General features: G+C 41.2%; 30 protein-coding genes. 22 read left to right on the top strand and 8 right to left on the bottom strand.

Features of this window, described 5'->3' with window-relative positions; all coding sequences use genetic code 11:
• Window positions 1-58 precede the first annotated feature (58 nt).
• From QNI29_RS13055 to QNI29_RS13045, 3 genes are all read right to left on the bottom strand, one after another.
• On the bottom strand, window positions 59-667 hold the full coding sequence (locus QNI29_RS13055) for a hypothetical protein (protein ID WP_231416944.1): 609 nt from the start codon (window positions 665-667) through the stop codon (window positions 59-61).
• A 426-nt stretch (window positions 668-1,093) separates the two neighbouring features.
• Window positions 1,094-1,561: a flavodoxin gene (locus QNI29_RS13050; RefSeq protein ID WP_231416943.1), complete on the bottom strand. Its 468-nt coding sequence runs from the start codon at window positions 1,559-1,561 to the stop codon at window positions 1,094-1,096.
• A 14-nt stretch (window positions 1,562-1,575) separates the two neighbouring features.
• Window positions 1,576-1,968: a hypothetical protein gene (locus QNI29_RS13045; protein WP_231416942.1), complete on the bottom strand. Its 393-nt coding sequence runs from the start codon at window positions 1,966-1,968 to the stop codon at window positions 1,576-1,578.
• 156 nt (window positions 1,969-2,124) lie between these two features.
• Between QNI29_RS13045 and QNI29_RS13040 the strand changes: the two genes are divergently transcribed.
• The 4 genes from QNI29_RS13040 (at window position 2,125) to QNI29_RS13025 (ending at window position 4,647) form a co-directional block, all read left to right on the top strand.
• The gene (locus QNI29_RS13040) at window positions 2,125-2,598 is read left to right on the top strand and encodes a hypothetical protein (protein WP_231416941.1); all 474 of its coding nucleotides are present in this window, start codon (window positions 2,125-2,127) and stop codon (window positions 2,596-2,598) included.
• 144 nt (window positions 2,599-2,742) lie between these two features.
• Window positions 2,743-3,099 carry a hypothetical protein gene (locus QNI29_RS13035; protein ID WP_231416940.1) on the top strand — a complete coding sequence of 119 codons (357 nt, stop codon included), beginning with the start codon at window positions 2,743-2,745 and terminating at the stop codon, window positions 3,097-3,099.
• 35 nt (window positions 3,100-3,134) lie between these two features.
• Complete coding sequence (locus QNI29_RS13030; protein WP_231416939.1) at window positions 3,135-4,271, top strand: metallophosphoesterase; 1,137 nt, start codon at window positions 3,135-3,137, stop codon at window positions 4,269-4,271.
• On the top strand, window positions 4,240-4,647 hold the full coding sequence (locus QNI29_RS13025; protein WP_231416938.1) for a VOC family protein: 408 nt from the start codon (window positions 4,240-4,242) through the stop codon (window positions 4,645-4,647). Before QNI29_RS13030 ends, QNI29_RS13025 begins: the two co-directional genes overlap by 32 nt.
• Window positions 4,648-4,756: 109 nt before the next feature.
• Here QNI29_RS13025 and QNI29_RS13020 read toward each other — a convergent pair whose 3' ends face one another.
• Window positions 4,757-4,945, bottom strand: a complete 189-nt coding sequence (locus tag QNI29_RS13020) for a YjzC family protein (protein WP_231416937.1) — start codon at window positions 4,943-4,945, stop codon at window positions 4,757-4,759.
• A 149-nt stretch (window positions 4,946-5,094) separates the two neighbouring features.
• On the bottom strand, window positions 5,095-5,283 hold the full coding sequence (locus QNI29_RS13015) for a YjzC family protein (protein ID WP_207527502.1): 189 nt from the start codon (window positions 5,281-5,283) through the stop codon (window positions 5,095-5,097).
• A 223-nt stretch (window positions 5,284-5,506) separates the two neighbouring features.
• On the opposite strand from QNI29_RS13015, the gene QNI29_RS13010 reads away from it, so the two are divergent.
• Window positions 5,507-6,415, top strand: coding sequence for a GNAT family N-acetyltransferase (locus QNI29_RS13010; RefSeq protein WP_231416936.1), 909 nt, complete (start codon window positions 5,507-5,509; stop codon window positions 6,413-6,415).
• An 89-nt stretch (window positions 6,416-6,504) separates the two neighbouring features.
• Here QNI29_RS13010 and QNI29_RS13005 read toward each other — a convergent pair whose 3' ends face one another.
• Window positions 6,505-7,014 carry a gamma carbonic anhydrase family protein gene (locus tag QNI29_RS13005; protein WP_231416935.1) on the bottom strand — a complete coding sequence of 170 codons (510 nt, stop codon included), beginning with the start codon at window positions 7,012-7,014 and terminating at the stop codon, window positions 6,505-6,507.
• A 68-nt stretch (window positions 7,015-7,082) separates the two neighbouring features.
• Between QNI29_RS13005 and QNI29_RS13000 the strand changes: the two genes are divergently transcribed.
• From QNI29_RS13000 to QNI29_RS12955, 10 genes are all read left to right on the top strand, one after another.
• Entirely contained in the window at window positions 7,083-8,054 is a 972-nt protein-coding gene (locus tag QNI29_RS13000) for an NAD(P)H-dependent flavin oxidoreductase (protein WP_231416934.1), read from the top strand.
• Between the two features lie 389 nt (window positions 8,055-8,443).
• A complete protein-coding gene (locus QNI29_RS12995) occupies window positions 8,444-9,484 on the top strand; it encodes an ABC transporter substrate-binding protein (protein ID WP_231416933.1) in 1,041 nt (346 codons plus the stop codon).
• A gap of 130 nt (window positions 9,485-9,614) precedes the next feature.
• A complete protein-coding gene (locus QNI29_RS12990; RefSeq protein WP_255688310.1) occupies window positions 9,615-10,568 on the top strand; it encodes an ABC transporter permease in 954 nt (317 codons plus the stop codon).
• Window positions 10,569-10,570: 2 nt separating this feature from the next.
• Window positions 10,571-11,365: an ABC transporter ATP-binding protein gene (locus QNI29_RS12985; protein WP_231416932.1), complete on the top strand. Its 795-nt coding sequence runs from the start codon at window positions 10,571-10,573 to the stop codon at window positions 11,363-11,365.
• Window positions 11,366-11,380: 15 nt separating this feature from the next.
• Window positions 11,381-11,785: a thioesterase family protein gene (locus QNI29_RS12980; RefSeq protein WP_231416931.1), complete on the top strand. Its 405-nt coding sequence runs from the start codon at window positions 11,381-11,383 to the stop codon at window positions 11,783-11,785.
• Between the two features lie 26 nt (window positions 11,786-11,811).
• A complete protein-coding gene (locus QNI29_RS12975; RefSeq protein ID WP_284526492.1) occupies window positions 11,812-12,942 on the top strand; it encodes a Leu/Phe/Val dehydrogenase in 1,131 nt (376 codons plus the stop codon).
• Window positions 12,943-12,955: 13 nt separating this feature from the next.
• Window positions 12,956-14,026 (top strand): pyruvate dehydrogenase (acetyl-transferring) E1 component subunit alpha, encoded by a 1,071-nt coding sequence (gene pdhA, locus QNI29_RS12970; protein WP_231416930.1) that lies wholly within the window; start codon window positions 12,956-12,958, stop codon window positions 14,024-14,026.
• Window positions 14,026-15,021, top strand: coding sequence for an alpha-ketoacid dehydrogenase subunit beta (locus tag QNI29_RS12965; RefSeq protein ID WP_231416929.1), 996 nt, complete (start codon window positions 14,026-14,028; stop codon window positions 15,019-15,021). Before pdhA ends, QNI29_RS12965 begins: the two co-directional genes overlap by 1 nt.
• A 13-nt stretch (window positions 15,022-15,034) precedes the next feature.
• Window positions 15,035-16,279: a dihydrolipoamide acetyltransferase family protein gene (locus QNI29_RS12960; RefSeq protein ID WP_231416928.1), complete on the top strand. Its 1,245-nt coding sequence runs from the start codon at window positions 15,035-15,037 to the stop codon at window positions 16,277-16,279.
• Window positions 16,280-17,689: a dihydrolipoyl dehydrogenase family protein gene (locus QNI29_RS12955; RefSeq protein WP_231416927.1), complete on the top strand. Its 1,410-nt coding sequence runs from the start codon at window positions 16,280-16,282 to the stop codon at window positions 17,687-17,689.
• Window positions 17,690-17,749: 60 nt separating this feature from the next.
• On the opposite strand, the gene QNI29_RS12950 is transcribed toward QNI29_RS12955, so the two are convergent.
• Window positions 17,750-18,601: an STAS domain-containing protein gene (locus tag QNI29_RS12950; protein WP_231416926.1), complete on the bottom strand. Its 852-nt coding sequence runs from the start codon at window positions 18,599-18,601 to the stop codon at window positions 17,750-17,752.
• A gap of 148 nt (window positions 18,602-18,749) precedes the next feature.
• Between QNI29_RS12950 and QNI29_RS12945 the strand changes: the two genes are divergently transcribed.
• Window positions 18,750-19,022 carry a hypothetical protein gene (locus QNI29_RS12945; RefSeq protein ID WP_231416925.1) on the top strand — a complete coding sequence of 91 codons (273 nt, stop codon included), beginning with the start codon at window positions 18,750-18,752 and terminating at the stop codon, window positions 19,020-19,022.
• Between the two features lie 20 nt (window positions 19,023-19,042).
• On the top strand, window positions 19,043-19,933 hold the full coding sequence (locus QNI29_RS12940; protein ID WP_231416924.1) for an RluA family pseudouridine synthase: 891 nt from the start codon (window positions 19,043-19,045) through the stop codon (window positions 19,931-19,933).
• Between the two features lie 80 nt (window positions 19,934-20,013).
• On the opposite strand, the gene QNI29_RS12935 is transcribed toward QNI29_RS12940, so the two are convergent.
• Complete coding sequence (locus QNI29_RS12935; protein ID WP_231416923.1) at window positions 20,014-20,820, bottom strand: cupin domain-containing protein; 807 nt, start codon at window positions 20,818-20,820, stop codon at window positions 20,014-20,016.
• A gap of 306 nt (window positions 20,821-21,126) precedes the next feature.
• Here QNI29_RS12935 and QNI29_RS12930 point away from each other — a divergent pair, with 306 nt between their 5' ends.
• The 5 genes from QNI29_RS12930 (at window position 21,127) to QNI29_RS12910 (ending at window position 25,989) form a co-directional block, all read left to right on the top strand.
• Window positions 21,127-22,080 (top strand): LCP family protein, encoded by a 954-nt coding sequence (locus tag QNI29_RS12930; RefSeq protein WP_231416922.1) that lies wholly within the window; start codon window positions 21,127-21,129, stop codon window positions 22,078-22,080.
• 148 nt (window positions 22,081-22,228) lie between these two features.
• Window positions 22,229-23,029: a metallophosphoesterase gene (locus tag QNI29_RS12925; protein ID WP_231416921.1), complete on the top strand. Its 801-nt coding sequence runs from the start codon at window positions 22,229-22,231 to the stop codon at window positions 23,027-23,029.
• Window positions 23,030-23,105: 76 nt separating this feature from the next.
• The gene (locus QNI29_RS12920) at window positions 23,106-25,031 is read left to right on the top strand and encodes an ATP-dependent DNA helicase (RefSeq protein ID WP_231416920.1); all 1,926 of its coding nucleotides are present in this window, start codon (window positions 23,106-23,108) and stop codon (window positions 25,029-25,031) included.
• Between the two features lie 98 nt (window positions 25,032-25,129).
• Window positions 25,130-25,396, top strand: a complete 267-nt coding sequence (locus tag QNI29_RS12915) for a 2Fe-2S iron-sulfur cluster-binding protein (RefSeq protein ID WP_231416919.1) — start codon at window positions 25,130-25,132, stop codon at window positions 25,394-25,396.
• A gap of 152 nt (window positions 25,397-25,548) precedes the next feature.
• The gene (locus tag QNI29_RS12910; protein WP_231416918.1) at window positions 25,549-25,989 is read left to right on the top strand and encodes a hypothetical protein; all 441 of its coding nucleotides are present in this window, start codon (window positions 25,549-25,551) and stop codon (window positions 25,987-25,989) included.
• Window positions 25,990-26,007: the final 18 nt, after the last annotated feature.

Genomic DNA, 26,007 nt, shown 5'->3' with positions numbered 1-26,007 from the left:
GAGAGAAATTCGAACTAAGATTTTGTAATGGGGGAGCTAGCACAAAGTGCTAGCTTTCTTACTCTAATTCTTCTTTTGAAACCTTTTTTATTACCCATTGTTCGTTTTCTCGCACAATAATGAAGTGCGCCTTCACATGGTTAAACAACTCATTATCTCTTTCCTGAACAAGCTCATATTTCTCTTCTTCTAGTTGATTGAACGTATAGGGCTGATCGGTTTGTAATTGAATTCCGCCGTCGCGAGGCTTTACCTCAAACTGTCCTTCTATTGTCCAGAAGTAAGAATCTGCATTTGAAGCCGCTAGTTCTTCTGTCATCGAATCTGTGTAATACTTTTTTATTTCTTCTTTAGAAGTATAGTCATTATCAGGGTTATCATCTTGCATAACGTCTATGGTATGGGAGATCGCTTGTTCATATTGCTGAACGACTTTAGTGGCTTCTTCTTTTGTTAATTCTTCTTTCTCACTCGAATCAGATGTGTTCTTTGGATGGCTTTGATTGTCTTTCTCTGAATCCATTGTAGGTGATTCTTTCTTCTGCGGATCATTCTCTTGTTCTTCCATTGGTTCCGCAGTTGCTGATTGGTCTTCTTGAGAGGGAGCATCCTTGCACCCCGTAAGAACACAAAAGCTTGTTAATATAAACGCGGCCGTCTTTTTCATTTTACCCCTCCTTATTAGTAGGCGTATCACGTTGAAAGATGAAGCAAACGTCTGATTGGCCAAATTTTATAACGAATCAACAGTTAAAAAAATGGATGCTTTGTGATAGACTAAAGAGAGATAGGAAAGCGTTTTCGACTTGTTGGTAGCGTGGATAACGGGGAGAGTGATGATCTTGACGATTTTACTCATTTGTATATTACTAGGGTCTTCCATCGGAATTGCATTTCTATTGGTAGGCAAAGTTGAAGTGGCAATGAAAGGTTTCTTCCGAGGTGGTTTCGCTGGGGTTACGAATAGCAATAGTGCTTATGTACAATGTCCGACTTGCCGTGCAAAACAAAAGAGAGGAAATGGGGACCCTTATTGTGCAACGTGTCAAAGATACTTTTAGAAAAGGCAATGCTAGACGGCATTGCCTTTTCTTTATGTAGCTAGTTGGAGCTTTTCTGTCATTTTCCCTTCAAAGAGACGTGTGAATGAGGTGCAACGCTCATAATCTTCTTTTACATTTAAAGCCATTTCAATCTTGAATCCTTCCTGACAAATGAATGCACCTGATGCTTCAAGGCGTGATTGAAACAGATTGACGGCTTCACAAAACTTCGGATAAGACGTATCCCCTGATCCGAAAGAAGCGGCTGGTAGTCCATTTAAATCGACTTCTTCCATTTCTTCATAAAATTCTTCTACCTCATAAGGAAGATCTCCGTCTCCCCAAGTGTAAGAACCTAATAAAACCGCATCATAATCTAAGAGATCTTGTGGGTTCAATTCGTCCATTTCCTCTAGAGTGATTGAATGACCCGAATCTTCTAATACACTCATGATGTGGTCAGCTATTTCTTCCGTGTTTCCAGACATACTAGCATACGCTATGAGGATATTTGCCATCGTGGTCAACTCCTTTAAGATGGGATTCTAGTAAATGATGTAGTGAGCACATCCTGAACTTCTTCTAGCTTATTTACATAGTGTGAAAATTGGTCCTGGTTCCATTCGTCCAGTGCGGTGTTAACTTTATATTGATAGTAGTTCCTTTGTAAGTCGAGGTCCATTTCTGATTGGATGAGATGGTGTTCGTAAAAATCTTCAAGGTCGTCAATATGGACGAAGACCTGATAGGTTTGGTTCATAATAATCCGGACATACCATCCCATTGGTTCCACATTTTTCACCTCATCTGTCAGTTCTATTCGATCTCCTTTTTGAAAGGGAATCTTACTTGTATGAGGCTCCCCGGAACAAAAGCAATCTATCTTATGTTCAAAGGACTTTGTAACAATCCATGTGTATTCCATAACCAAACTCCTTTCATTAGAGATCTAAATGAAAATCATTATCAGAGATTAGGTTTGATTATAATTGATAAACATTCTCACAGTCAACCTTTAATTGATATTGATAATTATTTTCAATTGTGAAATACTATAGCTAAAGAGGAGAGGAGTGGTGAAATGAATAAAGAATACCAAAATTTCGTAAACCACATTGTTTATCAACTTTATTTACTGCCTGCTAAACAGAGAACGACATCATCTGTTTTACATATTGTGTATCAGCATCAACAAGAAAAAGGGAAGGAAACGTTCTTTAAATCAGGTTGTGATTATATTGCTTTTGTTCAGATCGTTGATCATCTCCTGCAGCAACTAGACATTTACCAAGACGAGCACACTTGGTATTGTCCGTTGTGGAAAGGGGTGGACCCGCATAACGCTAAGAGCTTTCGCTTAGATCATACGATTATTGGGCAAGATCACAGTCAAGTAAGATTTAGAAAATTCTTTGCGGAGTGTAGTACTCAAATGCTTAAAGACTATAAAGAGAAAGCCATCTTGTGCAGTGAACATATGTTTCAAAGGAAGCCATCTAGTATCGAATGCATTGATTTAACGACAGGGGAACTTCATGTGATGAATAGTGCGTAAGGCATAGAGGGTAGGAAAGATCATCCTAATCAAGGATGGTCTTTTTTGTTTAGGATTAGCATAAATTGTCATTTAATAGGAGGGGATCATGAAGATCAATAGAATCTAGTAAAGAGTGATCCATGTTGGGGGAGGCCGGGGACGATGAAATGGGATAAGGTTGCTGAGATTATTTTTACTCCGATTCTTACGGGCATGTTAATCTATGACTACTTTTTATCGAGCGTAGATGGGGCAATATGGATTAAGTGGGGACTTTTAATCGGTTGGGGGCTACTAATCGTCATTAGTATTTTTCTTGGAGAAAAGGGAAGTCAGATTCTTCCTTTATGGGAAATAGGGCTGACCATCTATATCGTTAGTCTTCTTCTTTTATTTACTCTGTTAGGTGGTGAATCTGCAAGTGGGCTATCTTTAAGTAACCCAGTTCTATGGGTAGTTGTTTCCCTTACGCTCATGAATGCCATATGGAAAGGCAGGAAGAACAAGAGACATTCATAGCTGACATAAAAAGAAACGGAGGAGGGAGATTAAAAGTGGATAAGATTCAAGAATTACACATCCCATCTGGTAAAAGAGTAATTGTCACATCTGATATTCACGGGGAAGCAGAACTTTTGCAAGACTTATTGACAGAAGTTGGCTTTAATGAAGAAGATTACTTAATTATTAATGGTGACTTGTGTGAGAAAGGGGCCAATAGTTGGGCGGTCGTACAATTTGTGATGAAGTTACAGCAGTCTCACCCTCATGTTTATGTGACAGAGGGAAATTGTGATGTGCTTGTCCATGAAATCATAAATCACAATCAGAACATTATTCCATATTTGCTTCAGAGGGAGAAGTCATTAATAAACGAGTGGCTCCGCTTTTTAAAGGTTGAAATAGCGGAGGATACAGATATTAAGGATATTCAAAAATTCTTAACGGCACACTTCCAAGAAGAAATGAATTGGCTACTAGGATTGCCAACAGCTATTGAAACGAAAGATTATATTTTTGTTCATGCGGCTCTCGAGTATAAAACGAATTGGCGTCAAACAAAAAGATCCCATGCGATTAAGGATTATTCCTTTATGGATAAAGGTCATCTGGCTCCCCAGTATGTGGTGGTTGGGCATTGGCCTGTGGTCAATTATTCTAAACAGTTATTACAACATAATCCGATCATGGATCACGAGCTAAAGGTGATTAGTATAGATGGAGGAAATGTGATTAAAAAAAGTGGTCAGCTAAATGCGTTTATCATTCACAAAGAGGATGAGACGGACAGGTTTACCTATCAATCAGTTGATCACTTACCTAAAATACGTATTCATACAACGTATAAAGCTCAGTCCGAACCTTCACGTGTTATCACTTATCCAGATTACGAATTAGATATCATAAGTAAGGGTGAAGACTTTACCCATTGTCTACATAAATCATCAGAGAACAGGTTATACGTAAAAAATGAAATGATCATTCAGACTGAAAACGGGCTGTATAAAACGGCCGGTGATGCTTCTGGAAATGAACTGAACGTATGCCAGGGAGACTATGTCTCCTTAGTGGACGATTCGAAGACAGGCTATTCGTTAATTAAAAAGGAAGGCGTCGTAGGATGGGTTCCGCATACTGTACTAGAGAAGGGGGATTCTGTTGTCACAACAAGGACTGCTACATCATATTGAACTATATGTATCCGATCTGAAACAAACCACCGATTTCTGGGGTTGGTTTCTGAACGAGTTGGGATATGAACCGTTTCAGAAGTGGGATAGTGGAGTGAGTTATAAACTAGGAAACACCTATCTTGTCTTTGTACAAACGGAAGATCGTTTCTTGGATATTTCTTATCACAGGTGTCGTGTAGGTTTGAATCATTTAGCTTTTCATGCATGTTCTAGGAAACAGGTGGATGAAGTAACAGTAGCGCTGAAGGAAAAGGGAATGAAGATCCTCTATGAAGATCAACACCCGTACGCAGGTGGAGAAGATTACTATGCCGTTTATTTTGAAGACCCTGATCGCATAAAAGTTGAACTGGTTGCGCCCTGGAATGAGTAATGGAATAGGAGTTTAATGGATGTGTCCCCATCCTTATACAGAGACAAAGTAATACTTAACGAGAAAACCCCTACCTTTAGTTAGGCAGGGGTTTTTGTGTATATCTCGCTTAGTTAGATTTCTTCCAGTAAGCTGCAGCGTTGCTCGAACTTAGAGGAGGGAACGTTTGTCCACTTTCTAAACTAATATGTTTCTCATCTTCGGTCGGATTTGCACTTTTACGTCCATCCGTTAATCCGTCAAACTGATACGTGCCATTCTCAGGTACTTTTTCTCCTGTTTTGTAACGGTTAGCCATCAGAATACTCTCCTTTAAGAATTTTTTTGCAACTATATAGGAACGGTGTGCCCTTATAGCTGAAGGTGTGGTTTATTATCCTAAAAAAACATTCATGTGTGGCGGACAGTTATTCAAAACTGAAAAAATACGGATCCTACAACTTCTTTTTAGTTAGACTTCTTCCAATAAGCTGCTTCCTTGCTTGAGCGAAGAGGAGGGAATGTTTCGCCACTTTCTAAACTTACGTGCTTCTCATCTTCCGTTGGTGTCCCATTTCCATTCGTGTCAGCAAGGCCATCAAATTCATACGTACCGTTTTCTGGTACCTTTTCTCCTGTCTTGTAACGATCAGCCATGTTCATTCATCTCCTTTAATTGGTAATTTTGTTTACACAGAGTTATATAGCCAGAATTATACAAATCTAAACAAGAAAAACACATTTAAATGCTATTTTTATAAAATATAGGACAGAAGGAACGTAAGGGGGTAAGTTGTTATGCACTTTCTATAAATCTAGCTAATTATTTGTCGGTTTGAAATAATAGGAAAGAGCGAAATTAAGAAAAGAGGGTATACAAATGGAAGGTATTACGATTGAAATGGCAAGGCCAGAGGATGCATTTGATTTAAGAAATGTTATGAAACGAGCTTTTGATAAGGAGTCGAGGAAATGGCTCACAGGTGAGCAGGAAGAGAAGGATTACAACATTGAACCGCCTGGGTATGGATCTGTGGATCGTATGATGTATTCTATTCATCATTTACATACGTATAAAGTAATGAGGGATGAGGATATTGTCGGTGGTGTAATCCTGACTCTTACGGGGCGATCTTTTGGAAGGATAGATCGGATTTTCATTGATCCTTCACAGCAAGGTAAGGGGATAGGGAGAAAAGTTATGAACTTTATAGAAGATGAACATAATGGAGTTCGGGTCTGGGAGCTTGAGACATCTCGTCGTCAAATAGGGAATTTACATTTCTATGAGAAGAGCGGGTATAACAAGGTGTTTGAAACAGAAGAAGAATGTTGTTATGAAAAGCGAATTCATAAAAATATGTCCGGTGGTGGTAATGGACTTGTGAGAGAATATTCAGATCAGGCCCATTCGGAATGGTATGGGGCCAATCTTTCTAATATTTCTGTGAGTAACAGCAACATTGAGAAAGGCCATTATCATAATTGCAATTTAAGCGGGTCTGTTTACCAAAACATTAACTTTAGGAAGACTATGTTCGCTGATTTAACGTTAGAAGATAGCACGATTTCTTTTGTTTCTATGGGCGGCCTTCGTTTTTGGCACACGGATCTAGGAGAAGATAGGAAGTCTATTTCTTTTACAGAATGCGATCTCCATACAAGTATATTTGAGCAATGCGATTTAAGAGATGTGGCTATAAAGGATAGTCAGATCGAAGGGATGACAATAAATGGTATAAAGGTCAGAGAGCTGCTGGATAACTATGAGGGGATAAAAAGTTCTTAAACCTTATCAATTATAACGGTCATAAAAACAAAGAAGCCAAACTAAGAGCAGTTTTGGCTTCTAATTTGTTAACAGGGGCGAGGGAGCTATTACATTTGTTTTTTGTACTGTTGTCCTTTTTGTACATACGCATCTATTGATTGTTGAATGAGTTCAAGATCATTCTCTGTTAACTCTCGTACGACTTTTGCAGGTGATCCAAGTATTAAGGAGCGTGGAGGAAAGGATTTACCAGGGGGGACTAAGGAATTGGCACCGACGATACACTCTTCTCCGATTAAAGCGCCATCTAGAATGGTTGATCCCATCCCTATAATTGTTCGATTTTCAATTGTACAACCGTGGAGGATGACGTTATGACCCACCGTAACCTCGTCTCCGACCTGTAAAGGAGATTCTTCATAGAGGTGGCAAGTGGAGTTGTCTTGAATGCTTGTTCTTTTCCCGATTCGAATAGGAGCTTCGTCTCCTCTTAATACCGCGTTAAACCATACAGATGATTCTTCTTCAATCGTAACATCCCCAATAATATGGGCACCAGGAGCTACAAATACGCTTCGATCAACAATTGGGAAGTTGTTCCCGTATTTATAAAGCATTCCATTCCTCCTTGAATTGTGTTAACTTTATGAATAGTATAACATTTCTGTAACGAGGTGAGAATGGAATGAATGATCTTTGTCGCGTTTTAAATTTACAATACCCTATTCTTCAAGGTGGGATGGGGAATGTGAGTAATGCACAGTTATCTGCTGCAGTCAGTGAAGCAGGAGGTCTAGGAACAGTTGGAGTTGGGACGATGGAACCTGACGAAGTAAAAAGGATTCTAAAAGATTTAAAAGTACGTACAAAGCAACCGATCGCGTTAAACATTCCTTTAAATGTAACTCCTTACAGAGACGAAATGATTGAGTTAGTCGTGGGGGAGAAGGTCCCTGTGGTCTCATTATCGGCTGGAAACCCAGCTCCATTCATCCCTTACTTTCAGGAGTATGGTGTGAAGGTGATTGCTGTGGTGGCTTCTAAACGTCAGGCACAAAAAGCTGAAGAAGCGGGCGCAGATGTGATAGTAGCTGAAGGGTATGAAGCAGCTGGGATTAATTCAAACTTTGAAACGACTACCCTTACGTTGATTCCTCAGATTGTAGACGCAGTATCTGTGCCTGTGGTGGCAGCTGGTGGAATAGGTGATGGTCGCGGGTTAGCAGCAGTTCTAGCTCTTGGAGCAAGCGGGGTTCAAATGGGCACGAGACTGATTGCAACCTCTGATTCACCCATGCACAACTCCTATAAAGAAGCACTCTTAAAAGCGGATGACATTCAAACGGTCATTGTTGGCCGTAGCATTGGGAAAGTAAGAAGAGTGATGAAAACACCATATGCCGGACAATTGCTTACACTTGAAGAGAAGGGGATCGAGGAAGACGACTTTAATCGTCTGACTTCCGAATATTATCATAAGTTAGGGGCCTTAGACGGGAAGCTGGATCAAGGTTTTATTAACGGGGGGCAGGTGTCCGGATTGATTCACAATCTTCCTACAGTTCAAGAACTTTTTGAATCCATGATGGAAGAAGCATCGGGCTGCTTTCAATCTTTGTCCAAAACCTATTCCTTAACTAAACCAGAAACAAAGTAACAGATGAGCGAATCGCTCGTCTGTTTTTTGTTTGCTTTAGTTAGGTGAAGCGTGTCAGGCACGCATCTTCACTTTAGAGTGTGAAAGAGGTTGGGGAGTGTATGACGTAAGAAAGTTTTTGGTGTTTAGTTGTGGTTATAATAGCGGCTTTTAAATGAGGGGGAGTTGGGAGTGAGGCTTTTTCGCTCTAAATTATGTGAGTAATTTTAATTTTTTGAAAATTTATTGACAAATAGATAGGCGTCCGATACTATTACGTTATAAATACGTTGTCTGTATTGTTTATCATACAATTCGCGGACGACCATTTTTTTAGAGATTAAATGTAAACGGTTTCAAACATCTGAGTCTTACATAATAATTAAGGGATTAATGGGAAGGGGAGTTCGATGAAAAAGATTAATTGGTTGTTGATGCTTGTGGTCTTAGGGAGTTTACTCGTGTTAGGAGCTTGTGGATCTGACGATAGTACTGAGGACGCGAGTGGTGATGCGGATGATACAGCGGGTACTGAAGACACTTCCGGGGATGAGTCCTCTAATGGAGAAACGTATCAGATAGGGGTTACTCAAATTGTAGAACACCCATCTCTTGATGCAGCGTTTGAAGGGTTTAAGAAAGCGTTAGAAGAAGCTGGGGTAAACGCAGAATATGACCTTCAAATTGCTCAAGGAGACCAGTCTAATAACCAAACGATTGCTACTAATTTTGTAGGGGATCAAGTAGATTTGATCTTTGCGAACTCGACACCAAGTGCTCAGGGAGCGCTCAATGCAACAAAGGATATCCCTATTATCTTTACATCTGTTTCGGATCCTGTAGGGGCTGAACTTGTATCATCTATGGAGGAAGCCGGGGATAATATCACAGGCACTACCGATAACCACCCAGAAGCGATTCCTAGTACAGTAGACTTTATTAGCAATGAGCTCGGAGCGAAGAAAGTTGGTATGATCTATAACTCTGGTGAACAAAACTCGATTGCTCAGATTGATCTTGTCAAGAAAGCGATGGAAGGTACAGACCTAGAAATTGTAGAACGATCTGTATCGACTTCAGCAGAAGTACAACAAGCAGCAGAAGCACTTGTAGGAAAAGCGGATGTCTTCTATATAATCACGGATAATACTGTAGTTTCTGCTCTAGAGTCCGTTATTTCTGTAGCAAACGATCAAGATATTCCGGTCGTAGCAGGAGAGTTTGACTCAGTCGAACGTGGGGCTCTTGCCGCTTATGGGTTTGATTACTATGATATCGGCTATCAATCAGGTGAGATGGCAGCCAAAGTATTAAAAGGTGAATCAGAAATCTCCTCCATTGCACCAGAAGTGCCAGGCAATTTAAAACTTGTGATGAACAAGACAGCTGCTGAGGAACAAGGTGTAGAAATTAAATCAGAATGGGAAGAGAAAGCTGAATTTGTAGAGTAAAGATTGGTCCAGGTGGCCCAGTGAACTAAGTTAACTAGCGCACTGGGCCCTTTTATGAAAACGAGAGAGGGTGATCATTGTGCCTTATGCGATTTTTGGTGCGTTTGAATCTGGAATTATTTATGCGATTATGGCGCTTGGTGTTTATTTATCCTTCCGTGTGTTAGATTTCCCTGACCTAACTGTTGATGGGAGTTTTGTTACGGGAGCAGCCGTTGCTGCGATTTTAATATTTAATGGATACAATCCATTTCTTGCGACAATTCTAGCGTTTATCGCTGGGTTCCTTGCAGGGTGTGTAACAGGTATCCTTCATACAAAAGGTAAGATTAACCCTTTATTATCAGGGATCTTGATGATGATTGCTCTTTATTCAATCAATATCCGGATTATGGGGAAACCAAACGTCGCTTTGCTTAACCAGGAGTCTAGTCTTGATGTAGTATCTGGTTGGTGGGACAGCCTTGGTCTCAATGAACCATTTAACGCTTTATACAACATGGTAGGCTGGGAAGGTTACCTACCGAGTACATGGGGTATTTTCTTCTTCATGATTGTTGTGACCTTCTTCATTAAATGGCTTACGGATCGCTTCCTAAAAACAGAAGTGGGTCTTGCCATTCGTGCAACAGGTAATAACAAGAAAATGATTCGTAGTTTCTCTGCGAACACAGACTTATTTATTATTTTAGGTCTAGGCCTTTCCAACGCACTTGTCGCTTTCTCCGGAGCGTTAATTGCTCAGTTAACGTCATTTGCTGATGTTGGAATGGGAATAGGGATGATTATTATTGGGCTTGCTTCTGTCATTATCGGAGAAGCGCTCTTTGGAACGAAGTCAATTGCCCGTACAACCCTTGCAGTGGTTGGAGGAGCTATCGTGTATCGCATTGTCGTAACTGTAGCATTGCAAGCTGAATTCCTAGAAGCTAGTGATATGAAACTCGTAACGGCATGTATTGTAATCATTGCGCTTGTATTGCCAAAGGTTATTGATAATTATAAATCTCGCCAGCTAAAGAAAAAGAAAAACGCAGAACGTATGGCCGCGGTCCAAATGGCATCAGCCGGAAAGGATGAGTAACGGTGCTTCAACTAAATCACGTTCATAAAGTCTTTAATGAAGGAACACTTGATGAAAAAATTGCTCTTGAACACATTGATTTGTCTTTAAAGCCAGGTGATTTTGTCACGGTAATTGGAAGTAACGGTGCAGGGAAATCAACGCTCATGAACGTAATATCAGGGGCAATGTCACCTGATATTGGAACGGTAACCATCCAGGATAAAGATGTAACACCTTATCCGGAATATAAACGTTCGAAACTAATTGGGCGTGTTTTCCAAGATCCAATGGCTGGAACAGCGCCGGAGATGACGATAGAAGAAAATTTGGCTATCGCTTACTCGAGAAATAGAAAAAGAACCCTTAAAAGGGGCGTTACAAAAAAGAGAAAAACGTTCTTTAAAGAATCTCTTGAAAGTCTTCATTTAGGTCTTGAAGATCGTTTGAACGCAAAGGTGGGTTTGTTATCCGGAGGGGAACGACAAGCATTGTCACTCCTTATGGCAACATTTACAGAGCCCTCCATTCTTCTTCTTGATGAACACACGGCGGCTTTAGACCCGTCAAGGGCTGAACTTATTACAAATCTAACAAGTGAGATTGTAGATAAATATCATCTGACAACTCTTATGGTAACTCATAACATGCAGCAAGCGCTCGATCTTGGAAACCGTCTGATTATGATGGATAAGGGACAGATTATATTAGAAGTTTCAGAGGAAGAGAAGAAAGAGCTTACGGTTGAAGCGCTCCTAGAAGAATTCCAGAAAATTCGTGGAGAGCAAATGGTAAACGACCGTGCTCTATTATCTTAGTAGAGGAGGAGGACGATGAAGGAAGGCTTAGTCATAGGTCAGACGGCTGAAATTACAGCCGAAGTTACATCTGAAATGGTTGCTCAATTTGAAGGGGGAGTCGTACACCCTGCTTATTCTACTGTATCAATGGTCTACCATATGGAATGGGCAGCCAGACAGATTATACTGCCATACTTAGAAGATCATGAAGAAGGGATAGGAGCCTCAGTTACCGTGAAACATGTTGCTCCTACTGCTGTTAGTACAATGGTAACGGTTAAGGCTACTGTTACGGCATTAAAGAATCACTTAGTGATCACAGACGTTGAAGCTCGAAATGAAAAAGGAATCATAGGGAAGGGGGAAGTGACACAGGCGATTCTACCTAAAGAACAAATTGCGGAACGGATAGAAGCGAGTCTGGTGTCAAACGCCTAAAAATGAAAACGCTTTCTGATTTAAATATGAACCACAAAGAGGTGGGAGAGATGGATTTGTTTGAGAAGTTCACAGAGCACGAACAAGTCGTCTTTTGTAACGATCCCGCAACAGGGTTAAAGGCTATTATAGCGATTCATGATACCACATTAGGCCCGGCCCTTGGCGGATGTCGTATGCAACCTTATGAAAGTGTGGATGAAGCTCTTAAGGATGTACTTCGCTTATCGAAAGGGATGACTTATAAGTGTGCGGCAGCAGATGTCGACTTTGGCGGAGGGAAGTCCGTCATTATCGGAGATCCTGAGAAAGATAAATCTCCTGAACTATTTCGAGCATTTGGGCAATTTGTCGAATCGTTAAATGGAAGGTTCTATACCGGAACTGATATGGGCACATTGCCTCAGGATTTTATCCATTCGTTAAAAGAGACCAATTGTATCGTGGGGGTGCCTGAAGAATATGGCGGAAGCGGAGATTCTTCCATTCCAACAGCGCTCGGTGTGATATATGGGATTCAGGCTACTAACCGAGCTTTATTCGGTTCGGATGACATGAAGGGAAAAGCCTATGCGATACAGGGGTTGGGTAAGGTTGGAAGTAAAGTAGCGGCTCGCCTTGTAGAAGAAGGAGCTCACTTATATGTTTCGGACATTAATCAACATGCAATTGACCAACTCATTGATAAGGCAAACCAACATCATGCAACTGTTCAAGTTGTAAGGGGAGAAGATATTTACCGGGTAGACGCGGATGTATTTGTGCCATGTGCCTTTGGAGGAATCATTAATGATTCTACGATTGAAAGCTTTTCGTTTAAAGGGATTGTTGGATCTGCTAACAATCAACTTCTAGATGAAAGCCATGGACAAATGCTTCATCAAAAAGGGATTCTCTATGCCCCTGACTATATTGTGAACAGTGGTGGATTAATTCAGGTGGCAGATGAATTATATGAACCTAGTAAAGAGCGTGTCTTACAGAAGACAAAGAGCATTTACGATTCTTTACTATCAATCTATCAATACGCTGAACTTCATCATATTCCAACCTCAGAAGCAGCGGATTTATTCTGCCGGGAACGAATGGAAGCGCGTAAGAGACGAAACAGCTTTTTCTCACATGCTAAACGTCCTAAATGGAATGTACGTACATAAGGAGGAGAGGAACATGGAAGAACAATTTCCAATTATTCAATGGATAGACGAGAAAGGAAACCTTGTCCAGGAGCTTGATCAGGAACTCATTACAGAGGATGTCATTCGGAACATGTACCGAAATATGGTGAGGATCAGAACATTCGACCGTAAAGCGATCAGTTTGCAGCGTCAAGGGCGGATCGGTACGTATGCTCCATTTGAAGGCCAGGAGGCTGCTCAAGTGGGGAGCGCTTTGTCATTACGGGAAACGGATTGGCTGTTTCCGACTTATCGTGACCACGGGGCTACAATGACTTTTGGACATTCTTTAAAGACCATATTCACATATTGGAATGGCCGAAATGAAGGCTGTGTACCACCTGAAGGGTTGCACATCTTCCCGCCAAGCGTTCCTATTGCCACTCATTTACCTCATGCAGCTGGGGCTGCCTATGCGGAGAAGCGAAAAGGAACAGACAATATCGCAGTTGCTTATTTCGGTGATGGGGCTACTTCTGAAGGGGACTTCCATGAAGGGTTAAACGTGGCCAGCGTATTAAAGTCACCCGTTGTATTCTTTAATCAGAACAACAACTTTGCAATCTCTGTTCCTATTCATAAGCAAATGAACTCAAAAACCATCGCCCAGAAATCGGTCAGTTACGATATGCCAGGGGTACGGGTTGATGGGAATGACATTATAGCTGTATACACAGAGATGAACCGTGCGATTAAAAGGGCTAGAAACGGGGAAGGACCGAGCTTAATTGAGGCGGTAACGTGGCGATATGGTGCTCATACTACAGCGGATGATCCTACGAAATACCGTGAGCAAAAAGAAAGTGATGAGCGCCGAGCTTCTAAAGACCCTGTTACGAGGCTCGAACTATATATGAAACAAGCGGGGCTCTGGGATGAAGACTGGGTGGCAGGAATTCAGCAAGACGTTGCTAACGAAATTGATCAGGCTATAGAAGAAATGGAGAATCTACCTCCTGCAGATATAAATGTCATCTTTGATTATGTGTTTGAAAAGCCTACATGGACGATTGAAAAACAAAAGCAAGACTATGTCGCACTAATGGAAAGAGGGGATCAGTAATGCAAACAACTGTAGGAACGAATACGTTAACACTTGTCCAGGCGGTCACAGATGGTATGCGTACGATGCTTCGCGAAAAGGAAGAAGTCATCGTGATGGGGGAAGACGTAGGGAAAAACGGCGGTGTTTTCAGAGCAACAGATGGTTTGCAGTCTGAATTTGGCGATGATCGTGTCATCGATACCCCTCTAAGTGAGGCTGGTTTTACAGGAGCAGCTATTGGGATGGCGGTAAACGGATTTCTGCCAATTGTAGAGATTCAATTTCTTGGCTTTGTTTACCCAGCTTACGAACAAATCATGACACACGCATCTAGAATTCGAGCACGTACCATGGGTCATTATTCTGTTCCGATGGTTATAAGAGCTCCGTACGGTGCAGGAGTGAGAGCCCCTGAAATCCACTCTGATTCAGTGGAAACCTTATTTACTCATATGCCAGGGATTAAGGTGGTTTGCCCATCTTCTCCTTATGACGCTAAAGGGCTTCTCATTGCTAGTATTGAAGATCCAGATCCAGTGTTATTTATGGAGCCCATGCGTAATTACCGATCTTCTCGTGAAGAAGTACCAGAAGACAAGTATACGGTTGAAATTGGGAAAGGGAAGCGAATTTCTGAGGGAGAGGATGTTTCGGTCATCGCTTGGGGAGCTATGGTTCCCGTTGCGGAAAAAGCCGTCAAAAAGATGGAAGAGAAGGGTGTATCTTGTGACTTGATTGATCTCAGAACGCTTTACCCTCTTGATAAAGATCTTATAGCAGAATCAGTCCAAAAGACAGGGCGTACGGTGATTGTTCAAGAAGCGCATGCGACTAGTGGTGTTGCAAATGATGTAATTTCAGTTATAAACGATACATCTTTCCTTTATCAGAAAGCTCCGATCGAACGGGTGACAGGATTTGACACACCCGTGCCATTCTTTGCTTATGAAGATCATTATTTGCCGACACCAGACAGAGTTATGAAATCTATTGAAAAGGTCATATCGTTCTAAAGGAGGGTCTTGAATGGTAGAAGTAAAATTACATGATATTGGTGAAGGAATGACAGAAGCAGAGATCCTTCACTTTTTTGTGAAACCAGGTGATGAGGTAGCAGCGGATGAGCCGTTAGTAGAGGTCCAAACGGACAAGATGACAGCAGAAATTCCATCACCAGGAGCGGGCATCATAGGTGAAATTCTCGTGGAATTGGGAGAGACCATTACGGTTGGAACCACGGTCCTTAACATGGATGTAGGTCACAAGTCCAATTCAGGAAAAACGTCTTCTGAAAACACGAAGAAATCTTCTGAAAAAAGTGACAATCAAGGAGAGGTCCACACTTTTCAATTACCTAAGCGAAGTGAGCGCATCTTAGCTGCACCCTATACAAGGAAAATCGCTCGGGATAATGGAGTGGATATTAGTCAAGTAGAAGGCACAGGGCCGGGGGGGCGCATCGTAGATGAGGACGTGCTCGCCTATATGAAAGGGGACACCGGAAAACAATCGGTGGCTGTTGCGGACCCTTCTTTTGAGAAGGAACCTGTTATGGCTAAGCAAGAGGTCGAACCTGTGGTTGGTCAATCGATTCCGTTTAAAGGTCGCAGGAAGCAAATTGCGAAGAAGATGACCCATTCTTTGCATACGATCGCCCATTGCACGCAATTTGAAGAAGTTGATGTCACAAATGCGATGGAATGGCGGGCTATGTGTAAGGAACAAGGGAAAGTATTTTCGATCGCAGCTTTTTATATTAAAGCAGTCTCAGTTGCGCTCAAAGATTTTCCGATCTTTAACGCTACATTAGATGAACAAAATGAGAAGATTGATCTTAAAGAAGCTCATAACATCGGCCTTGCTGTAGATACTGAAGATGGATTAATCGTGCCGGTCCTTCGAAACGTGGAGTCTAAATCGATTACACAGATTCATGAGGAAATGAAGGCTTTAACTGAGAAAGCGTTGTCTAATCAATTAAGTATGGCTGATATCCAAGGGGGGACGTTCACAATTAGTAACGTTGGTCCTTTGAAAGGAAGTACTGGTGCTACTCCAATTATCAATCATCCGGAAACGGGTCTTATTGCCCTTCATAAGACGAAGAAGAAGCCTGCTGTTGTAAATGATGAAATTGTCATCAGATCAATGATGAATATATCTTTCACTTTTGATCACCGTGTAGCAGACGGCGGGACAGCTGTGGCCTTTTCTAATCGATTGGTGCAACTTATGGAACACCCGAATACACTCATGTTGGAGCTGGTATAGATGGTAGTAGGAGAAATTGCAGAACAAAGAGACGTTGTCGTTATTGGAGGAGGTCCAGGAGGATATAATGCAGCCGTTCATGCAGCAAAACAGGGCTTTCATGTGACGATTATTGAGAAGGGCGTGCTTGGTGGGGTTTGTTTAAATGAAGGATGTATCCCTTCAAAGCTGTTCTCCACTAGTGCGTCGAAATTAGCAGAAGTTAAAAGCTTTAGTGATTTTGGGATCTCTACGGAAGGGACCAGCTTTAATCTGAGTCATCTTCAGTCCTATCGTGAGAAAGTAGTGGGAAATTTACGTAAAGGTGTAGAAGCTTTATGTAAATCTAATAAAGTGGAAATTATAGAAGGACACGCTTCTTTCTTATCTGAAGATCGGATTGGGGTGGACCACGGTCATCAATTTGATGTGTATCACTTTAATCATGCGATTATCGCAACAGGGAGCCGCCCGTTTCTCCCTGATACCATTGAAGCTAGCGATGAGAGAATTTTAACAGGGGAATCACTGTATCGTATTGAGGACGTACCTGATCATCTTCTCGTCTATGGAAGTGATTATATTGCCCTTGAGGCGGCGATGACATTCCGTCAATTTGGAGCCAAGGTTTCACTTGTGATAGAAGAGGAGAAAGAAGATTTTGGCTATGATTCTTCTATTAATCGGGAGTTAAAAAGAGTCTTAAAAAAACAAAAGATTAAAGTATATTCTTCCGCTTCTATCGGGAAGATGGAGGTTAAAGAAGAACGGGTCAATGCTGTCCTTCTCCATAAGGGAGAGGACGTACAGATTGACGCTTCCCACGCATTCGTTTCAGCTGGTGTTCTCCCTAATTTAGAAGAGTTAGGAATCGATCGTTTGGGGATGGAAACAGAAGATGGTTTTATCAAAACCGATGCTCAAATGCATACGTCCATTAAAAATATATATGCCATTGGTGATGTAACCACAGGACCGGCTCTTGCAGTTAAAGCTATAAAGCAAGCCGAAGTTGTAGGGAATACTATAAATGGCGTGCCAGCAGAGTTTGATTCTACCTTCATACCAGTTGTAGCCCATACCATTCCTCCTATTGCTTCTGTTGGAATGACAGAAGAACAAGCGCTAGAAGCAGGATATCAAGTGCGAGTAGGACAGTTTGGATATGGTGGGAATGGCTATGCGACGATTCATGGAAAGCGAGAAGGTTTTATAAAGCTCGTTATACAAGATGACACTGACATCGTATTAGGTTTCCATGCGTTTGGAGCAGGTGCTGTTGAACTCATTTCGACAGGCACAGTGGCCCTAGAAATGGCGGCAAGGGATGAAGATCTTTCTTTCCCCCATTATCCACACCCGAGTTACAATGAGTCTATCCCAATGGTTGAGCCAGAGGTGAAAAGCCTGACAGAGGCCAGTTTAAAATAGGTAGACAAAAAGAATGCTACCCACATTCATTTGTGGGTAGCATTCTTTATTATTCCGTATTTAAAATTGTAATTGTTTTTCGTGGGTGAAGCCTATCTTCTCAAGAGCTTGTTGCATATTTGCGTAGCTGTTAATGTCTTTAAAGTTGATGCCGAGGCTAATTACGGTTTGGGCAATTTCTGGCCTCATGCCTGTGATGCTTGCTTCGACTCCCATAATCGTTAGAGCCTGTATGATACTGAAGATGTTATTGGCGACCATGGTGTCGATCATTGGTACACCTGATACATCAATGATTAAGTAATCTAGCTGGTCGTCTGTACTATGTTTTAACGTGGATTCCATTATTAATTTGGCTCTGTGTGTATCAATTTCACCAATTAAAGGTAGTATAGCAACCCCTTTTGTAATCGGCACAACAGGAACCGATAGTTCTTCCATCGCGAGCTGAGCGATGTTCATGGTCTTCTGATGATCCTGTACAATAAGGTTACTAAATATATAACTCACTTCGTCTAATAGTGGGTTGATTAATTTGCTCACGTCTAGCATGGTGACGGCAGAAAAATTCTTCTGCTCCAAATCTTCTTCGAACACATCCCATATGACAGTGCGAAAGAACGCTAAACTTTTCAAGGATTCATTTAAAGGAATTCCAATATCTAAGCATCTTTGTCCAACACGGTTGGCCCATTCTTTTGTACGGTTCATCACATCATCATGGTCTTCTATAAGGGACTCACCGATAAGCTCAATTAATTCTGTTCGCCAGGTGATAATATGATCGTAGGGTATTTCTGCAGTCTTTAATGTAGTCACAAACTCTTTAGCTTCTAAAGCTTCCACAGCATGAGCGAGATCTGTCTTATGGTTTACTATTTTATTCCCAATATATTCAAGCTCTTGCCTCATCTTCACCATCTCCTAAAGCTTAGTACTTTCATCGTAATTCAAGTCGTGATACAACGCAATTATGAACTCTCTTTATAAGAAAGAAATTAGTGAGGGTAGAGGTCTTGTGATACAATCGGAACACAGTGCGGTTTCAAGAGGAGGATTTATGCTTTATCGTCATCCCTATTATTGCGTGACCAGGTCTATTAAAGATGGACAACAGCTCTATGAGGAAGAAGAGCTATATCTAATTTTATCCGAAGATAAAATTACGACAAATTCGAATGTATTTATGCTTGAGCATGTCTTCGATCTTTCATATAGAAAGACAGCAGAGCTGTATGGTTTTCTGTATTTACATACGAATAAAGGCGTCTTTTCTTTCAACGTGAAGCATGCACCAGACGAATTGATTCGAACGTTTCGTTCGTTAAAATAAATCATTGCGAGGTATGTATTATGCAATTAGATAAACGTGAAAATTGGATGGGGCTTCATGTCCCGGCAATGTGGAATGATTATACGATTGAGGCTTTATTACGAGACGTATGGCAAATTCCGAAGAAACAGCTTCATCAGATTCGCATGGATAAAGGTGTTCTAGTCAACCATGAACAGAAGCGTTGGAGTGAATCACTTATTGAAGGGGACTATCTGGAAGTGAAGCTCTTCATTCCTGAAGAGTCAGATGTGGTTCCAGATCAGAAGAAGGTTGAGGTTTTATATGAGGATGATCATATACTAGTTGCAAACAAGCCAGCAGGAATGGATACGCATCCGAATGAAAAAGGACAGACAGGGACGCTTCTCAATGCTGTCGTTCATCATTGTGGTCCTCATACTAACGTCCGTCACATTCATCGTTTGGATCGTGATACGACGGGGGCTGTGTTGTTTGCCAAACACAGAATTGCTGGTTCCATTATGGACCGCCTTCTTGAAGAACGGAAAGTAAAGCGTGCTTATATGGCGCTTGTACATGGATTAGTATCAAAGAAAAAAGGAACAATTGAGCAAGCGATTGGGAAAGATCGACACCATGCAACACGGAAGCGAGTTTCCCCTAAGGGTCAATCGGCGATCACAGATTATGAAGTACATGGGTATTTGAAAGAAAAAGATGCAACACTTGTGAAGCTTTTCTTACGAACGGGTAGAACCCATCAGATTCGTGTACATATGAGCTATATGGGTCACCCTCTCCTTGGTGATACTCTTTATGGTGGGAAAAAGAAAGCTGCCTCACGTCAAGCACTACATGCAGCCTCGCTTACATTTCCGCATCCTTTCACGGGAGAAACGATAACATGTGAAGCGCCATTTATTGATGAGCCACCTATATTTGAATAATTGAAGAGGTAGGTATGGAAAAGGCAGGGGACCTAGGACCCTGCCTTTAATCATTTATAAGGGATATTGAGTCTGTTTTCCTACCATCTCATCGCTTTGCTTTGCTGGAGAAGCTTTGACTCTCCTGTACGCTCCCATTCTTCTACGGTTTGGTAGGCTTTTTCAGGAGAATACCCCTTCCCGACAAGTACTCCCATAAGAATGAATTCTTGTAAAATGTGTGTGGCATTAATTCCTCTTTTCACATCTTCTAATCCTTCATTTACTAGAAACGTCGTGTGCTGAACCCATTCATCAGGCGTTTTTCCGTCTATAACGACTCCGTTTCCATTATTGTTGTGTTGTTCCATAGCTATTGCATCTGCCTTAGTGTTATGAACAGTGCCAAAAGGATGATTAGGAGGAGCGTAGATCGAATAGAGTTTTAAAGGGGTATTGCCAGTATTGGTTACATTATGCCACGTTCCGGCTGGAATCATGATGGCAAAGTCATCAGATACATTTCGTTCATAAGTTAACTGATCTTTCTTCTTCCCCATTTGAACAAGCCCTTGCCCTTGTTCAATTCGTAAGAACTGATCCACATCAGGGTGAATCTCTAAACCGATATCATCACCAACATCGATGCTCATCAAAGTTACCTGCAAATGCTCCCCTGTCCATAAAGCTGTGCGATAGGTCTGGTTTTGTAGCGTAGCCTCATTAATATTGACTACATACGGATTTGGACCATAATCTTTCAGCATCCCATTAGAAGATTGTGTTCTGTTTGAGTACTCATACGCATTTGGGGAGCTGTAGTAACCACAGTTCCTTCCATAGTAAGGGACGGGATTACTCGTGTAATAAGGGTAGGGATAAGGATATCCATAAGGAGTGTAGTACATATTTTTAACACCTCCGACAATATAGAACTATCATATGCAAGTTGGGCAAATGTGTACTTTGGATTGTTTAACGTTACGGTGGTGAATTTAATAGATTACCTTCCGTACCCCATGCACTCCTTAAACGTAAGGGCGTCCATCCACACTCAATTGGAATAGCTCCCACCTTTTTGAAATGTATATATGCGCTTTTAGGCATTATGGTATAATGCCACTAGATAGAAAATAGGATAAGAAAAGACTTGGATGAAGCAGACAACATTCCTACTATACTATTCTGCTGAATAGGCGGAAGGGGAGTCATGGGTGGAAGAGAATCGTTTGACTATGAGAAGAGCGAGGCGCAGAAAGAGGACAAGAAGAATTGTGTTAGGTTTCTTTGTTTTCTTCGTGCTGATCGGCGCTTATGTCGTATATGAATATACAGCTGGTCTTAGAAATGCAAATCAAAATGCCCCGGGTATGAATGAAAGCTACGGGGATGAACCGTTTGAGGGAAGCGAGAGCCCTGAAGGAAAAACCAATGTTCTCCTACTTGGCATTGATCAGCGGGGGGACGAAAGCACACGCTCAGACACGATCATGATTGGCCAATATGATACAGATCAGAACAAACTTAAACTTGTGTCTTTAATGCGAGACACTTACGTAAATATACCCGGCTATGGCTATAAGAAGCTTAATGCCGCCTTTGCCCTTGGAGGTCCTGAGCTTATGCGTAGAACCATACAGGAGAACTTTGGGGTGGATCTTGAATATTACTCCATTATTGATTTTGATGGGTTTGTCAGTATTGTGAATACCATTGCACCTGATGGAGTAACGATTAACGTTGAGAAAGATATGTACTATAAAGATGGTGTCCAAACGATAGACCTAAAAGCAGGGGAGCAAACTTTGGATGGTAAGGAATTGCTCGGGTATGCGCGTTTTAGAAACGATGCTTACGGAGATTTGAAACGGGTGGAAAGGCAACAGAAAGTATTAAATACGTTAAAAGATGAATTTGTTTCCTTCACGGGGCTTGCCCGTCTTCCTAGAGCATTAGGTGCCATTCAGCCTTATGTTAAGACAAACATGGGTACTCCTGCTATACTGGGCTTTGGGACAGATTTTCTAATCAAAACTCCTGATGATATTGAAACCTTCACCATACCAAAAGATGTAGGGTATACAAATCTGCGTGTTCCAGGTGAAGGAGCTGTATTGTCGCACGATGAGGAAAAGACGAAAGAAGCACTTCAATCCTTTTTAGAATAACTTCACTAGGGTATATAAAGAAGATGTCCGTTACGAGCGGGCATCTTTTTCGTGATTTTAATCCTTCATCTATAAAATGTTTGTGAGAGAGAGGAGAAAGAAGAAGGGATAGGGAATCTATAATGAGACAGCAAAAGAGGTGTGTAGGATGACATTACAGTGGATATTGGCTGGTGTTGTAATCTTCCTGGTTTTATGGGAAGTCCTTCTGGTTCTTCCAACAAAGTGGTTGAAAGTGGAAAGGATTGGATGGGAAGGAAAGACTAATAAGAAGGTGCTGCAAATTAGTGATCTGCACATACGACACATGCGAATTTCCCTTTCTGAAATAAAGGCTCTTATCGATACAGAGCAACCTGATTATATCTTTTTAACAGGAGATTATGTAGATCGGTCAGAAAAAGAATTCGAAACACTTCGACCGTTCTTGGAACTTATACAAGAATCAGGGGTAGAAACCTATGCAGTCCTTGGAAACCATGACCGCTATATAAAGAATGTAGAAGGGCTTGAGGATTTAATTAAACAATACGGAATCCACTTGTTGAAGAATGAATTCGTTGAGAAAGAAGACGTAGTCATTGTTGGAGTGGATGACTATGCCCAAGGGTGCCACGATCTTGAGAAGAGTTTTTCCTTTTTAGGAGATGATAAGAAAGATGTGCTGGTACTGACTCATGACCCGGATGTTTTGCTTGAAATGAAGAAACCCTTCACAATGCTAGTGTGTGGGCATTTACATGGCAAGCAAGTCAATATCCCTTATTTCTTTAAGATTGCGAACATGGGGCAATTAGCTCAACAAGGGATCTATAAAGGGAAGCATGACCATACACACGGCTCTTTCTACATTTCTAAAGGGGTAGGCCAATCAAGATGGAACATTCGCTTCTTTGTTCGCAGTGAAGTGACCATTCATTCAATACGTTCAGTAAAAAAAGATTCATGAGCAGCTAAAAAACTGATATGATAAGGAATGCTGCAATAAATTTTAACCCTCTAATACAGGGTAAGAGGAGAATACGATGACACAAACTCTTCCATTTGAAATCTCCAAGGAAGATACGTTTTTTGACGTATTAGGTGATTACATTGGAGATGTCTTTTATGACATATTACCAGAACAAGGTTATGAGCTACGGGATGAACAGATCTATATGGCATTCCAGGTAGAGCAAGCTTTCAAAAATAAACAAACCATCTTCGCAGAAGCAGGGGTTGGAACGGGGAAAACGTTCGTATACTTGCTTTATGCTATTTGCTATGCTCGCTACATGAATAAGCCAGCGATTATTTCGTGCGCTGATGAAACGCTGATCGAGCAACTTGTTAAAAAGGGCGGAGATATTGAAAAGCTTGAAAAAGCGCTTGGTTTAAACGTTGATGTGCGTCTAGCGAAAGCACGCGAACAATATGTTTGTGTGAAGAAGCTTGATAAACTAGAAGAAACTACAGAAGATGAAGATATTCTAGACGTTTATGATTCCATTCCCCAATTTGTTTTCGGCGGGGATGCATCTATGCAGAAGTTTGAACGCTACGGGGACAGAAAAGAATATCCTTGGGTCTCAAACGAAAAATGGGAATCGATTTCCTGGGATCCTTTACAACAGTGTTCAACGTGTGATTGGCGTCATCGCTGTGGTCAAACGTTAAACCGTCAGTATTATCGTCATTCATCTGACCTCATTATTTGCTCACACGATTTCTATATGGAACATGTATGGACAAAGGATTCGAGAAAGCGTGAAGGTCAACTTCCACTCTTGCCAGAAGCAAGCAGTGTGGTGTTTGATGAAGGACACTTACTTGAATTCGCTGCTCAAAAAGCATTAACCTATCGTTTTAATTCGAAGACTTTAACAAGTGTTCTGACAGAATACTTAAATCAGGATATTCGTGAAGAGTCTCTTCTTCTTATTGAAGATATTTTAGATATGCACGATAGATGGTTTGAGATTTTAAGGGATACGAGCTCTGAGGTAGAGGGATCGAATCGCCACGAAGTACCACGCTCGAAAGAGATGATCGATTTAGCTGACCAGATGAACAAAAAAGTGCATAACTTACTTGAACAACTCGTCTTTGATTCTGAGCTCTTCTTAATGGATGATTACAACGTTAAGATTATTGAAGAATACCTTGAGTTCTTCTCCTATGGGTTAGCCATTCTATTAAAAGATAATAAAGGAATCTTCTGGCTTGAAACAAATGGGGAAGACAGTTCTCTTGTTATCATGCCAAGACTAGTTGAGGACGTTTTAGAAAAGGAAGTGTTTAGTCAAAACATTCCATTCCTATTTTCATCCGCAACGCTATCCCGTCAGAAAGATTTCTCTTATATTTCAGGTAGCCTTGGGATTCAGAATTACCTTTCCTTCACAGTTGAATCACCGTTTGATTATGAAGAACAGATGAAGATGAGAGGGTATCTTGACCAAGGAGAAGAACAAAAATGGGAAATGATGAAAAGCCACTTAGAGGATGAAGAAGGGCAGACGTTAATCTTGTTCTCTTCAGTAGAGGAAATGAATCGTTTCCGTTCTTGGGCGGATCAACAGACCTTCTCCTTCCCGGTGCTTTATGAAGGAGACCGGGAAATTAGTGAAACGGTCCAGGCATTCCAACAAGATCGTGCGACCGTTTTATGTTCTTACCACTTGTGGGAAGGGCTTGATGTACCCGGGCAATCACTTTCTCAAGTGATGATTTCATCGTTACCGTTCCCACCAAAAGACCCTGTATTTGATGCTAAGCGTAATCATGCAGAAAATGCCATGCAAGAAGTGGACTTACCTTATATGCTTCTTCGGATGCGTCAGGGAATTGGCCGTCTCATTCGCGGTCATGAAGATCATGGATCTGTTCATGTATGGCTTACGCCAGACCAGTACAATGCCATTGGGAAAGAAATTGAAAACATAGCTCCAACCCCTATTCAATGGAGTTAATAGAAGTGGGGAGGGTCAATTCCCTCCCCTTTATTGTGTTATGGTTATGATTTTACGTATAATGATGAAGAACTACGCATAGGGAAAGGAAGATGGAAATGGATCAAATGATGATTCGCGTAAAACAGCAAGGGGAGGAATTCTCTATTGAGCCAGTAAAGGGTCAATCCTTGTTAGCGTCAGCTTTTGAACAAGATGTTCCTTTGGATTACAAATGTCAAAAAGGAAACTGCACAAGGTGTCGTGTGGAATTACTGAATGGAGAAGAAGTGGTGAACAAACCTACCCCGAAAGAGCATGTGAAATTAGAGAATGAATTAGAGGACGGATTCCGCTTAGCTTGTCAGACTGTCCCTGTTAAATAGGTACATAATGAATAATTTAAGATGATAAGTAAGAGTACCAGGTTGTGACTGGTACTCTTTTTTTGCCTTAAGAAGTTATGAAAAACAAAGGGTTATTAAAGGTGAATAATCTTTTTATGTTAAAATATGGATAAAGTAAAGGGGTGGTGATCATGACCGGCTATTTAAAAGGGGCTATTTACCTACTGGTAGCGATTGTTCCTTTATCTATAGGAGGCTATTTCCTTGCTGTAAACGCTGAGGATTTGTTTATCTTTTACGAATGGCTCCTTGTTGCTGTAGTATTAACGGCTTTTATTCTATCAGTCAAAACAGTCTGTGAAAATCAAGGAGCGGGAAAATGGCTAGCTGGTTCTGTTGTGGCATTTATTCTACAGTTTACCGTTCTTAGTCTCTTCTTAGGGCCTTTTACGTATTACTCAATGATTTTCGTATACTATGGAGTGGCTTTTCTTGCTTTTATAGTCTACGTGAAAGCTTTAAAGAAGAACAGGGTGCATCGTGCTATTCCTATTATCCTTTTGGTTTTCACAAGTGTATTCACTGTTTATATGTTTCTTTTGAATAGTTTATGGGGAGTCAATTGGTCGTAATTAGAAAGAGAAGGGGAG

The sequence above is a fragment of the Pontibacillus chungwhensis genome, assembly GCF_030166655.1.
In the GTDB taxonomy this organism is placed as follows: Bacteria; Bacillota; Bacilli; order Bacillales; family BH030062; genus Pontibacillus.
The sequence above is the reverse complement of the archived record's forward strand: the minus strand, read 5'-3'. Positions and strand labels throughout refer to the sequence as shown.